This is a genomic window from Candidatus Acidianus copahuensis (assembly GCF_000632495.1).
Classification (GTDB): domain Archaea; phylum Thermoproteota; class Thermoprotei_A; order Sulfolobales; family Sulfolobaceae; genus Acidianus; species Acidianus copahuensis.
In genome coordinates this window covers 32,639-45,005 of the sequence record NZ_JFZT01000015.1, presented here as the reverse complement: position 1 = coordinate 45,005, position 12,367 = coordinate 32,639, and the positions used below count along the sequence as shown (strand labels likewise).

The 12,367-nt window shown below is 31.7% G+C and carries 12 protein-coding genes; 7 read left to right on the top strand and 5 right to left on the bottom strand.

The features are described 5' to 3' along the window. Window positions 1–86: 86 nt before the first annotated feature. The 3 genes from CM19_RS12440 to CM19_RS00965 all read right to left on the bottom strand — a co-directional run bounded on the left by CM19_RS12440 (window position 87) and on the right by CM19_RS00965 (window position 3,493). Entirely contained in the window at window positions 87–533 is a 447-nt protein-coding gene (locus tag CM19_RS12440) for a hypothetical protein (protein WP_052349390.1), read from the bottom strand. Window positions 534–1,119: 586 nt separating this feature from the next. Beyond that, window positions 1,120–2,424 carry a glycosyltransferase family 4 protein gene (locus tag CM19_RS00970; protein ID WP_048098579.1) on the bottom strand — a complete coding sequence of 435 codons (1,305 nt, stop codon included), beginning with the start codon at window positions 2,422–2,424 and terminating at the stop codon, window positions 1,120–1,122. Window positions 2,425–2,488: 64 nt separating this feature from the next. Further along, the gene (locus CM19_RS00965; RefSeq protein WP_048098578.1) at window positions 2,489–3,493 is read right to left on the bottom strand and encodes a glycosyltransferase; all 1,005 of its coding nucleotides are present in this window, start codon (window positions 3,491–3,493) and stop codon (window positions 2,489–2,491) included. Window positions 3,494–3,528: 35 nt separating this feature from the next. On the opposite strand from CM19_RS00965, the gene CM19_RS00960 reads away from it, so the two are divergent. The 4 genes from CM19_RS00960 (at window position 3,529) to CM19_RS00945 (ending at window position 8,970) form a co-directional block, all read left to right on the top strand. Further along, a complete protein-coding gene (locus CM19_RS00960) occupies window positions 3,529–4,713 on the top strand; it encodes a glycosyltransferase (RefSeq protein ID WP_048098577.1) in 1,185 nt (394 codons plus the stop codon). Window positions 4,714–4,753: 40 nt separating this feature from the next. Further along, window positions 4,754–5,800, top strand: a complete 1,047-nt coding sequence (locus tag CM19_RS00955) for a glycosyltransferase family 4 protein (RefSeq protein WP_048098576.1) — start codon at window positions 4,754–4,756, stop codon at window positions 5,798–5,800. A 675-nt stretch (window positions 5,801–6,475) separates the two neighbouring features. Continuing rightward, window positions 6,476–6,997 (top strand): hypothetical protein, encoded by a 522-nt coding sequence (locus tag CM19_RS00950; protein WP_048098575.1) that lies wholly within the window; start codon window positions 6,476–6,478, stop codon window positions 6,995–6,997. A gap of 20 nt (window positions 6,998–7,017) precedes the next feature. Beyond that, window positions 7,018–8,970, top strand: coding sequence for a hypothetical protein (locus tag CM19_RS00945; RefSeq protein WP_048098574.1), 1,953 nt, complete (start codon window positions 7,018–7,020; stop codon window positions 8,968–8,970). Window positions 8,971–9,194: 224 nt separating this feature from the next. On the opposite strand, the gene CM19_RS13265 is transcribed toward CM19_RS00945, so the two are convergent. Together CM19_RS13265 and CM19_RS13260 are read right to left on the bottom strand one after the other, a co-directional pair. Then, a complete protein-coding gene (locus tag CM19_RS13265; protein ID WP_235185584.1) occupies window positions 9,195–9,695 on the bottom strand; it encodes a glycosyltransferase in 501 nt (166 codons plus the stop codon). A 54-nt stretch (window positions 9,696–9,749) separates the two neighbouring features. Continuing rightward, on the bottom strand, window positions 9,750–10,241 hold the full coding sequence (locus CM19_RS13260; RefSeq protein ID WP_235185583.1) for a hypothetical protein: 492 nt from the start codon (window positions 10,239–10,241) through the stop codon (window positions 9,750–9,752). 247 nt (window positions 10,242–10,488) lie between these two features. On the opposite strand from CM19_RS13260, the gene CM19_RS00935 reads away from it, so the two are divergent. The 3 genes from CM19_RS00935 to CM19_RS00925 all read left to right on the top strand — a co-directional run bounded on the left by CM19_RS00935 (window position 10,489) and on the right by CM19_RS00925 (window position 12,151). Further along, the gene (locus CM19_RS00935) at window positions 10,489–11,184 is read left to right on the top strand and encodes a glycosyltransferase family 2 protein (RefSeq protein WP_048098573.1); all 696 of its coding nucleotides are present in this window, start codon (window positions 10,489–10,491) and stop codon (window positions 11,182–11,184) included. 342 nt (window positions 11,185–11,526) lie between these two features. Next, window positions 11,527–11,784: a hypothetical protein gene (locus tag CM19_RS00930; protein ID WP_048098572.1), complete on the top strand. Its 258-nt coding sequence runs from the start codon at window positions 11,527–11,529 to the stop codon at window positions 11,782–11,784. Further along, window positions 11,750–12,151 (top strand): type II toxin-antitoxin system VapC family toxin, encoded by a 402-nt coding sequence (locus CM19_RS00925; protein WP_048098571.1) that lies wholly within the window; start codon window positions 11,750–11,752, stop codon window positions 12,149–12,151. The genes CM19_RS00930 and CM19_RS00925 overlap by 35 nt, the downstream gene beginning before the upstream one ends. The last annotated feature ends 216 nt before the right edge of the window (window positions 12,152–12,367 follow it).

The window sequence follows — 12,367 nt, the reverse complement described above, 5'->3', positions numbered from 1 at the left end:
TTTTCGTTTCTAATAAATATAGGAATATCCTCATATTTAATTATCGGAATAATTAAGTATTCAACCTTAAATTTGTCTAGGATATTCTATCTAACATTAAATGGAATAACGGCATTTTCGCTTACAGCTCTTTTTAAATATTGCTTATATATCAATCGTCTAATCTTACATATATGAACCATTAGTGAATGATACATGGGGGGTTTAGCAAAAACTACATCATTTTCTTCTACGGTCCTTAACTGTTTAATAAGTTGTTCTGGGCTATCAATACCAATCATATTGTCATTTGATACTATTACCCATGAAGGAGAAAGTGAAAGTGCCTCTTTAATTCCCTCGTTTACAGAATGGGCAAAGTTAAAATATTTCCCTTTACTTTCAACGAAAATTAGTGTGAGTCCTTCATAGGTTTTCCTTATACTTTTTGCATAATAACCATTCATATCCGCAGTAGGTATTACGATTACTACTTCATTGTATTTTCCTTTCTCTACACCTATTTTAACCTCTGCCTTTGGTCTTTGCTTCATCCAGCTTACGAGATCATCAATTTTTTTGAAAATTAGAGAAAAATTTATAAACCGATTCTGGTTCGGAAGAGAGGAACAAGCTATCAACATCTAACGTTTCTGACATTTAATATTTTCTAATTCAAAGTAATTTAAATATTTATCGTTTTAAATGCTTTCTTAAACAAACACAAGGCACGGTCGTGTACGGGTAAAAGCTTAATAAACCGCGTTAAATTTATTCGCTCCTCTATTAATCTTAATAATACGACACTCTCATTTAACTGCTCATTCTGATTGTGAATATGTACCTTATTATGGTCAATACGTTTTAAGTTGTAGATTAAAGGTATAGTTATCCATGTCAGATATGCATAACGGTTACGAATATATTTCGAATTTTTAGTTATCAACAAATCGAATTACGAGATTAACGTAAGCAAACACACATCGTAAACATACATAGTTAAAGCAGAAATTTCATATTAACGATAAGCTATTTGATCAATATATTAATGCTCTTGCATAACAATAGCGTTGTACTAATTTTCTACAAATAATGTAATTAGTCCATCTAATAAGAAGTTTTTAAAATCATGAACATTTTCTAATTTAAGAAGCTTAAAATTTCCAGTATGTTTTCTACTACTTTATCCCAGCTATTATGATCCTCTAAAAATTTCATCAATGTAGGTTCGTTTAACATCTGAAAATATTCATCGTCATTCATCTTCAAGATCTCAAAAGTCTTTTTGGCCATATCTCTAAAACTAGATTCTTTTACAAATTTTACAGCTTTGAAACTTGAGTAAATACTTTTAGGCCCTTCAATGTTGTATGCAATTACTGGTGTCCCCAAAGCTAGGCTCTCAAGTATTACTTGAGAAAAAGTATCTTCATGGGATGGGTAAAGTAAAGCTCTAGCTTTGCTTACAATCTTATATTTTTCTTCTTCTGTGAGAAAACCTAGATATTCTACATTTTCTTTTAAATTAAATTTTTCAATTAACCCAAAGAATTTCTTATCGGAACAATCATAGAATTTTCCAAAGATATATATCTTTATATTTTCTTTTAAATTCTCTTTTAAAAACTTTAAAATAAATGGGATATCAAACAATCCCTTTTTGAACGTTAACCTTGCCCAGAAAACAAGGTAATCCTCCTTATTATTTATAGTTCTATATTTTAGCATTTCTGCATTAAATGCGTTTGATGGATAAAGCACTCTAAGTTTTTCCTTAGGAACTTTCCATACTTCGCCTTCTCCTTTTGAAACTGTAGTAATAACCTTTATGTAGGGGGATCTGAAGATTTTAGGAACCTTAAAAAGTGTATAAACTTGAAATCTTCTCTTCATGAAGTAAAATGGATCTTCCTTTATCTTAGTTAAATATGGAATAAGTTTAATTGAAGTTAAATAAGGTCTTAAATCTGTGTGAATAGTCATCATTGTAGGTTTTTGAAGTACAGACGAGAAGTAGTAGGAGTCTGGAAAGTACATGTAATGATATAGTGCAAAATTTTCTCCAAACAAACTAAGAAACAATTTAATTTTCCAGTTAGGGAGGGTATGGATTACTTCATGGAAAGCATGAATATCATAAAAACTTTTTACTTCCTTAAGTTCCTCCCTATACGCATGTACTATCTTTTCAGGATCTACATTGAAATTATTTTCGCATAACTTATAGACTATTTGCGGAAAATTGAAAGGCATAGAAGATAAAGTTCTACAAATCTCTTCGTTGTTTTCTTTTGTGGCAAAATTTCTTATGCTGTTAAGTGTAGGAATTACTAAGATATTTAATTTTTTATTCAGTCCACTAAGGACTTCTTTAATAAATACTTCACCACCGCCGTAGAATTTTATAACGCTGGAAAATGGTGTAAATACGCCTATTTCATACATCAAGATAGAATTAATCTTTCGTAATATTTAGTTTTATTTTTAACAAGGCTGCTGTAGAACAATCTTACTTTATGATTTCATTATACATATTTACTAAATTCTTAACGTAAGCGTTCACGTTAAATTTCTGAGCAAACGAAATGAGCGCATTTCTATTTATGTCAGAAATTTTATCAATAATCTCATTAAGGTCGTTATTTATCTTTAAGCAATATTTACATACTTCTTCTGGTATATCAGAGTCTTCAAACACAATCACGGGGATACCTCTACTCTGTGCTTCAACAATAGGATATCCAAAACCCTCTTCCTTACTAGGCAAAAAGAAGGCATCAAAAGAGTCATATATTTTGATTAAATCTTCTTCAGGAGCGGGACCCATGAGCCTTATTCTTTTATCTTTTTTTATTTCCTTTATGATTTCCTGCATAATTTTGTTTGAGGTAGAATGATTTCCCCATAACTCGAACAATGCGTTTTCTCTAAGGTTTTTAAAAGCCTTAATAGCCCTTAAAACGTTTTTTCTTTCGCTGTCTATCTTTCCTATATATCCTATCTTTATTATATCTTCTTTCTTTTCTGTCGCATTTCTTTTTTTCTCTTTGAAGAACTTGTCGTCTATAAAAGGGTTCACTACAAAGATTTTTTTATTATAGTTCATTTCAATCAGATCCCTTTTGACCTTGCTCGAGACTGCTATAACTGCGTCGCTTTTTTTGATACTTAATAAATACAAGCGTGATAACCTTGAGAGAGACTCTTGATATTTTAAAAAGAAAAGATCATGGACTGTAATTACTGACTTTGCGTTCCCTTTCAATAGTGGAATGAAGGGTTTTGGTGCTAGTAAGTGAATTATATCAAAGTTCCTATATCTTAATGAAAGGCTAGCTGTAACTGTAGTGAGAAATGCAGAAAGGACTGAGGAATAATCATATATAGGAAATTTTTCAACCTCTAAATATTTACTGAGACTTTCATAAGTTTGTCTTACGTATCTACCTATTCCAGTAACTTTTTCTAAACTGCTAAAGAAATCATCCTTAGATGCTATTAGTAAAACTCTCACAAGATTTTAATTTGTGCACTATATTTAAAACTTGAATGAAGCTCATTGTAGTTAACAAGCTAGGAGATTATTCTGGTGGCAGCAGACACGTCAGAGAGGTTACAAAGAGGTTGACAAAATATTTTGATGTGGTATATGTGCCTTATGCTGACGTGTACACTGAAGATGGTTCAATAGATGACCTAAAAAAGCTAGAAGGTATTTTTAAAATACCGTCAGAAGCTTATAAGGAAAGGAAGTTTAAGCCATTATTGTTCCCTAGATCAGCTAAGTTTTATAAAGAATACGTTGACGAGTTTGATATTTATGGTGATTTTATTTATGACCCTGACTTCGTTACTCCAGAAGCTGTTTTCCTCTCCAATAAGCTTGATGTCTCACTTGGAGCAACCCTTCATGAGCCTATTTATTCCCTTAGTCAAAGTATATCCTACACGTACTATTCGTTAAAGCCATTTGTGTATAGGTCGATAGATTATCTTTTAGGACGAACCTACTGGCTATATGCTATTTCTAGAAGTAAAGTAAAATTTTTGAAAAGAGCCAAATATATTAAATTTATAGCAGGAGTCAGTAAGGGCACACTAGACTCAATAAAGCTAAGGAATGTTAGAAAGGTTTTATTAAATCCTCCTAACGGAGTAGATTACTATTTAGACCATGAAAGTGAGAAAGACGATTATATAATTTTTTGGACTACACTAATTCCCTCAAAAGGGATTTTTAACCTTATCAACATCTTGAATATTTTAAAGCAAAAAGGAGTAAGAATAAAATTAAAGGTCGCTGGTAAATTTTTATACCCTAGGTTTGAAAGACTATTTTTTGACTATATAAAGAAAAAAAAGTTAGACGTAGAATATCTAGGATTTATAAAAGAAGATCACAAATTACGTGAAATTATTGAAAGAGCAAAACTTTTAGTTTATCCTTCCTTAGCAGACGGTTTCTCGCTAGTTATTTTAGAATCATTAGCACTAGGCACACCGGTTATAGCGTACTCTATACCTACTGTTTATTCAGCGTTTAATACACTACCGGCTGTAAGGTTCGTTAGACCTGGGGATATTAACACGTTTGCGACTCAAATAGAAAGGTCTCTTAAGGACGAAGAATTCTTGAGGTCACCCTTCGAAGATAGTGTTAGAGAATTTGTAAAGTTCCACACTTGGGATAATGTAGCAGAGGGCATAGCAAAGATAATAAAGGAGTCGGTATGAAAGAACGTTAATAATTCTAGTCTCGCTGTGGTGACGTAAAATGCGTATACTTATATCCCCTCCTATGAGATTTGGAACCCAATTTACGGGTGCAGCAAGAAGGACACTTGAAGTATATAGCAGAATTCCTAATGTTAGCTTGTGTGTTGACAAAAATACGTTAAAGGAGATAGATGAGTTTTTTGAACCTCTTTTGGCTAATTTTGATATAGTCTATAGTAGTAGTACTTCGAAGCTTGAATTTCTACCAGGCTTTATAAGATGTTTAAGAAAAGCCATAGACTCAGACGTTATACTTTCCTATTCAGAGTATTCTCTCAGTGTAATTTACTCGTATCTGTTGTCAATATTCTCAAGAAAACCTCTAATAATATTTGTGCATCATGTAACAGAGGAACTTAGGGGAGATAGCAAGTATTATCCACTGATTAAGATGGCTTTTGAACATTCATCGGGGATAATATGTCTAGATCAAGAAGAGGTCTACGAAGAACTAAAGAAACTATTTCCAGATAAGGTAATACTAACGTCTACAAATGGGATAGATGTAAGCGGTTACTATACTACAAGCGAAAAAGTGTGCGATGGTCTCTTCATAGGAGATTATGGAGAAAGGAAGGGCGTTAAGTATCTTTACAAGATATGGGATATGGTGAGCGAGAAGATTGATAAACCTAAGCTGTGTATAATGGGGAGAGGTTGGGAAAAACTATCACAGTTACCTAGAAACTCTGAATATCTGGGTTATGTAAGCGAGAAAAGAAAAAGAGAAATTCTCGCTAAATCTAAAGTATTTGTCTTCCCCTCTCTATATGAGGGTTTTTCATTGGTTACAGCTGAAGCATTGGCGTCATATTTACCAGCCGTACTATGGGATTTACCGTGGACAAAGAGATTTTCGAAAGGGGTTATTAAGGTTCCCTTTGACAACGTAAAAGCCTATGCGGATACGGTGATAAGTTTGTTAAATAATGAAGAAATTAGAAACAGGCTAGGAAAAGAAGGTAGGGATTATATATCGAGATTTTCATTTGATGCTATAACAAAACATGAGATTGAGGCGATATCAAAGATTTTGAAGTATTAAATAAATCATGGAATTTTATTATATAATTGTACTAAAGAAGTTTTAGTATACTTAAGTGTTTACTTCACTAATTTAATGAGAAATCTATAATTATAACAATTATTAGTAAATTCCTATGCTTATGATCTTTGTAAATTCTTATAATTATATTTAAGTATGTTTTATTCTTATAAATGTGGACTTAAACTCTAATATTACTTTAATCTTTAACTTAATTATTTAGATTTAATAGTTACACATATTAAGCATAATACAGCTAAGATCTCGTTTCTGTGTGTATCTAAAGTGTTGCTGTATTGTAATAAACTATTTAATTATAACGTAATTTATGTCCTTCATTAAGGTTTTATTAATAATCTACGATACAGCGAAAACACACTTGATCCTTAAGAGTGATCATAAAAGATAAAATTATCTTATTTTAGAGAATCAGCAGTTTAATTTTCAGTTCATAAGAAATCTTATAAAATAGTTTAAATGAGCACACATTTATTTTACTTAATATTAAAGAATCTTCTAACAATATCTGGAGTAGTACTAGAATAGTACCATGTTCAACAATAAGATAACTATATTAAAAATAAACTTTCTGCTATCAATAGAGCATAAATAGGCTTAAATCTCCTAGACTCTATTGCTAAAACTTATATAATATTCATAAAAGCTATAACTAGAATGGGCATTAGTAGTAAAGTCGATAAGTTTAAGGTACTAACTTTATTCGAGTTTTTAGGTTTATGGGTATTTGCGCTCATTCCCATTTATGTTTACCTTTTAAGTAATGGCTATTTTAACAATGGTTTAATTCCTCCTTTCTTCTCCGGACCTCAATTAAGATACCTCTTTTTCCCATCAGTTTATGTTCCGGAAATTGGCGTTTATATTAATCAAGCGGTTGACTATCTATTTCTTCTGGTATTCCCTACATTTAACATTATTATACTAGATAAATTATTTCTTCTCGTAATCTTTTCCTCAGTGTACTTTTTGCTTTACTTTCTTCTAGATCTTGTATTAGATACATTCGATATTAGCCACAGGTTATTAATTAAGGCGATTGGTGTTATAGCATTTTTCCTAAATCCTTTATATTTAGAACTTATAACAGCTCAATACTACAACGTCATTTTCGCGGTACTAGCTATAGCTTATTTCTTCGTAAAAATAATTAATATTAATATAAAAAATAAAAAATAAATAAATACGATATTATAAAAATGGGCTTAGCAATTTCTTTTTCAGCTATAATGGATCCTAGATTTTATGTATGGTTAATTTACCTTTTAGTTCCTTTCATATTGGGCACTTTAGCCTTAGGAAGAAGAAAGTTCTTAAAAACGCTAGTAACTTCACTGCTAAGTTTATTAGTAACTTTGCCTTTCGTTGCTTTTGAATATTTCATCTATATATATCCATCATTATTAGTTGTAACTTCAGTATCTAAGGCTATTTCAGCACCTGCTTTTAGACCGGACACTTTTTCAACCATAGCATTTTTCTCACCCGACGCTACATTCCTCTTCATCTTTGATTTTATTAGTGAATGGTGGACCACAATAGCTTACTCTCCGCCTAGTATTCTATTCTATCCTCGTACCAAATGGTGGTATCTCCCTACAATAGGCAGAGAAGATAATGTTCTATTTCCTAACGATCCCATATCCTATATCTGGTTTGCTTCCTTATCTATATTTTTTATTTTAATGTTAATTAGTCTCTTTGATAAAGATAGAAAACAATACATATCTCCTCTTGTCGCATCTTTACTTTTCTTAATAGCTATTGAAGTAGGAACTAATTTCCCAGATACAAAATTTACTTATTATCTCGAGGTTGCTCCTTCGCATCTACCGATAATAGGAGGAGTATTTGCAACTACTTTTGCAATTCCCTTTTATGCTGAGTGGTTAAACCTTTCCATATACTTAATCTTAATTCCAATAAGTGTTAATTATCTACTGAATAAGGTAAAAAGAATCAGATTTAAGATTATTATACCTTTAATTATAGTGATCTTATTCTCGTTCGCTAGTTGGCAATACTTCAATGGTACTTTGTATCCTTCGCAAGATACAGGTTCATTTCCAGGTAATAGTGTATCTTTACAAGGTTATTATGCTCCTCTTTATCCTCCACCACAGTGGGTTCACGTAATGAATATAATGTCTACTAATAATGCTGGAAGAGTTTATGTTGGTGAAATAGGCTTCTCAGAAAAATGGACTAATTATCAGTTTATCTTAAACTCTCCTCCATTAATGCCAGGTTGGGCAACAATCTCTCCTCCGCCTGTTCAAAATATTTCTCAGACACCCCTATCTTATGATATAGCGGGCATAAGATATCTCTTTATAGATAACACATCTTACATCCCGCTGAACAGTTATTTTATTTACTCATATTTGCATTACTCCGGCTTAATACCCGTTGTTAACTCAAGTGATGTATACCTTCTTGAACAGCCCAATGCTTCAATATTCAGGTATTCTTATAATGCTCTTTTCTATAACGGAACAGACGAAAATTTAGTATTTGATGTGCTTTACAATTTATATCCACTATTAAATTATACACCAGCCATTGTATCTCCAGTGAAGATGCAAAATACCATACCAATAGTATTAAATCCAGAGAGTGTTTTATCATCACAAATAAGTGTTTACAACGTAACGAATGTAACGGAAATTAATATACATGAAGGAAAGTATATTGTGTTTAACGATACAGACATAAGTCATATAAGTAAATACATCCTAAACGTTTCTAATGCTTTAGTCATGAAGGTCACTGGGATACTAGTTTTTGTACCTTTTACAATCAATTTCTCTTCCCTTGTGAGTTTTCCACTCAATTACGTTTTTACTCAGTTTACGACAGAGTTCTCATTACATACTCCGAAAAACGTGTTTGTAAGCTCCAGCTTACCATTACCTTCTGCTGAAGTTAATAGCGGTAATTTATACTTAGGTCATAATGTTTTTGGGCAATTAATCTTTTATAGCAACGGAATTTTACTCTTACATTTAAAATATGGCGAATTGGCGAATTTATTACTGATTAGTGTTGATCTTCTATTCTATGGGATCTTTGCTTACATAATAATTTACAAAAGAATGTTAAAAGCTGTAGTAATTACTCTCTTAAAACGCTCCTTGAAAAAGAATATTTAAGTGAACGTATGATTTTAAATTAATACTGATTTTTAAAATGTGCTATACAGAATAAATGTAAATTCCTTAAAATCTATTAAGACTGTAAATAAAACTGCTATTGGTTACGAACATGAATTATAATGATCTATTTTAAGCCAACATTAACTTAATCTATAATTTGTTCAACACAGCATTAAACGCAAATCTTAAAAGAGAATCGAGTCTTTAAGCCAACTGAGTGTTTATTGATGAAGAGAACGAATATATTGTACCAGTTCTTTAGTTTGAGATTCAACAGAGAACTCAAGAGCTCTTTTCCTACAATTTTCCGAGAACTTATCATTATATCCTTGTTCATATATAGTTACTGCCTTATAGTACAGATCTTTTTCACCATAAGCTAGCCATCCCGTCTTTCCATCTATTATTGTCTCACTAGGGCCACCTGAATACTTAAATGCTAATACTGGAGTGCCTGAAGCCATCACTTCTATGGGTATATAACCAAAATATTCAGAATCGTAAGGATAAATAAGGAAGAGAGCTGAGGAATATAACCGTTTTAACTCATGATCAGAGACTCTTTCTCCCAAGAATTCGGCATTTGGTACCTTATATCCTATAACTTTCATCTTAGTTTTCTCAGCTATTTTGCTTAGAACATCAATGTGTGCGCCATAACCTCTTTTTAGAATAACTAATATGAAGTTTTCTTTATCATGTCTAAATTGATAATTCTCCACGTCTAGCGGTGGATATACTACTCCTTCTGGGACTCTGTGATAAAAGGCTGAGACTTAATTAGCTGTGGTATTACTGTTAGCTAATACCATATCATATTTCTTTGCAGCTTCACTAAACGCTAAAACATTTTTAACTGTAAAAAGGCTTGCAATAGATCTTATTATCCTTTGTTTTCGATAAAATTCTTTCCAGAAGAAAATAAGCCCTAGTACTCCTTGTGCCCATAATATCATCTTACCGTTTCTTTTGAGGTTAATTATAGGTACTAAATCATCATTAGCTACAATGTAAATAGAGTCATCATTAAGGTAATCAGAAAACTTCTTGAAAATTAAGGGATTCCCCATAAAAGTGTAAAAATCATGAATCAACCCTAACTTACCTCTCAAGTTAATAATATGATCATTCTCAATACTACTAGTTAACGTAATTACTTGTGAATCTATATTAATTTGCTTTAAACCTTTTATAAAATTCAATATTGCTTTACTTTGTCCATCATATTGAGTGAGATGTCCAGCTAAGAAATTGATTGTAATATCCATTGAATGACTTATTATTCTTAATAATTTAAATCATACGCTTCTCTAATATTAATAATTACATCTTATACCAGACTTATATTTAAAAACATTTCAAATGCTCAACGTTGTTACGTTTCTAACTATTTCCTGCAAGAAGATATATTAATTTTTTATTAATAAAAAAGAGATACAAAAATTATAGATTCAGAAAACTCTTTATATCTCTTAGTCTAGTTACCCTTTTATAATTCAAGGTTTATATTTCAATGTGATTTCAGTAATAATCAGAAGCAAGGATGAAGACGTAAGCAAGTTGATAAACTCATTACCTAGTGACGTTGAGGTTATCCTTGTAGACTCCTCAAAATCACCACCTCATTACAGTAGGGAAAACTTAAGGGTTATTCACACGAACGTGGGTAGGTTGGAGGCTAAGTTAATTGGTATTAGGGAAGCTAGGGGCGATAAAGTCCTCTTCATTGATGCAGACCAGTTTCCAGAGAGTGGTCTCATTGAAGAGTTAGAGAAACTAGACTGTGATGCAGTCCTAATTCCAGAAAAGTCTGCCAACAGAAATGTTGTCGGTAGACTATTAGACCTACAGAGGGACTACTTAGTTAGATACGTTAAGGTAAAAGGTTTCTCTCCTTACGTTGTAGCTGTACCTAGGTGTTTTAAAAGGGAGAAACTGTTAAACGTTGACGTAAAAGATTTGAACGTTGTTAGCCATGAAGATTCAGTTCTTTATTACGAGGCGTTTAATAGTTTAAAGTCCTTTTGCATATCAAACCATGTGATTTTTAACGAAGACCCTCCATTTTTCGAGTTCCTAAAGAAGTATTATAAGTACAGGAAGAGTACGACTAAGCCATCTCCTCATGACTGGTTAATTTCTAAGTTGAATAAGAATAGGATAATTTTTGACAGGGATGTTGGTTTTAACGGGGTATTCTTGTTGATTTAGTGAAAGGTATACCATATTTGCTTGGTAAGGTGTTTGGGTGAGTTAATGAATGGTGGATGGTATGACAGACTGAACAGACTGGAATTAAAATTATGAGTTCAAATAAAAAGTAGATGGAACCGTACGTTAAGGAGTTTGTATAAGTGTATAGTTAATTATTGACAAAACCCTTAATAAAGGACGTAAATTACCATAGTTGGCTTATCATAATTTGGCTACACACTCAATACACACACCTGTACTGAAATAACTCATAACAATGGATAACTTAAATTCTAGTTCTAGACCTATAGTGAATAGTATCTAAAAAACTTAAATATGTATTAAGAAAAATACTACTTTGTGGCAAAAGTAGAATCAATAAAAGTAAAGGATGAGACTAAGATGAAGTTAATAAAGATAGCTGGAGAATTGGAAAAGCAATATGGTAGAAGGTTCTCTATAGACGAGGTTATTAACTATTTGATAGATAAAAGTACTCTTAAACCAGAGTTATTAGATAGTTTATTTGGTTCTTTAAAAGGAGTTGATTTATATAATGAACTATTAAAAGAGAGGAGATTAGATGAAGAGAGATCTAAAAGGAAGTTTGGCTATTGACTCAGGAGTTATAATCTCAATTCTCCATGGTGAGTATGATGAAATATTTCGTAATATTAGAGAAGGAAAAATAGAACCAATTATAAATATAATTAACTTAATCGAAGTATATTATGTTCTGTGCAAACACAAAGGATGGGAAAAAGCTACAAATATCATTAAGAACTTGATTAACTCTAACTATTTTAAAATAGTTTACGTTAACGATATGATAGTGGAAGAGATTTCTAAATGCAAGTGTGAGTATCCGATATCTCTAGGAGACTGTGCATCAATAGCTACAGCTAGAGCGAATAAGACAAAAGCAATTTTTAGAAGGGAGAAAGAATTAGAAGGACTAAACCTTGATGAAATAATACTGATCTAAATGAGTGTTCTTTTTAATCTTCTTTATCTTATATTTATATCAGTAACTAAAACAAATACAAAGTGATAAACTCTAATATTAACCCTTTTCCAATCATTTTAATTGTATAACATCTCAACACTCCTAGTGACAGCCTTAACCTATAGCCTCGATACGCTACAAACTTAAACTCGTGACTAATGATAAAGAGATATTAGGGAAGTATGAGGGAAGTTT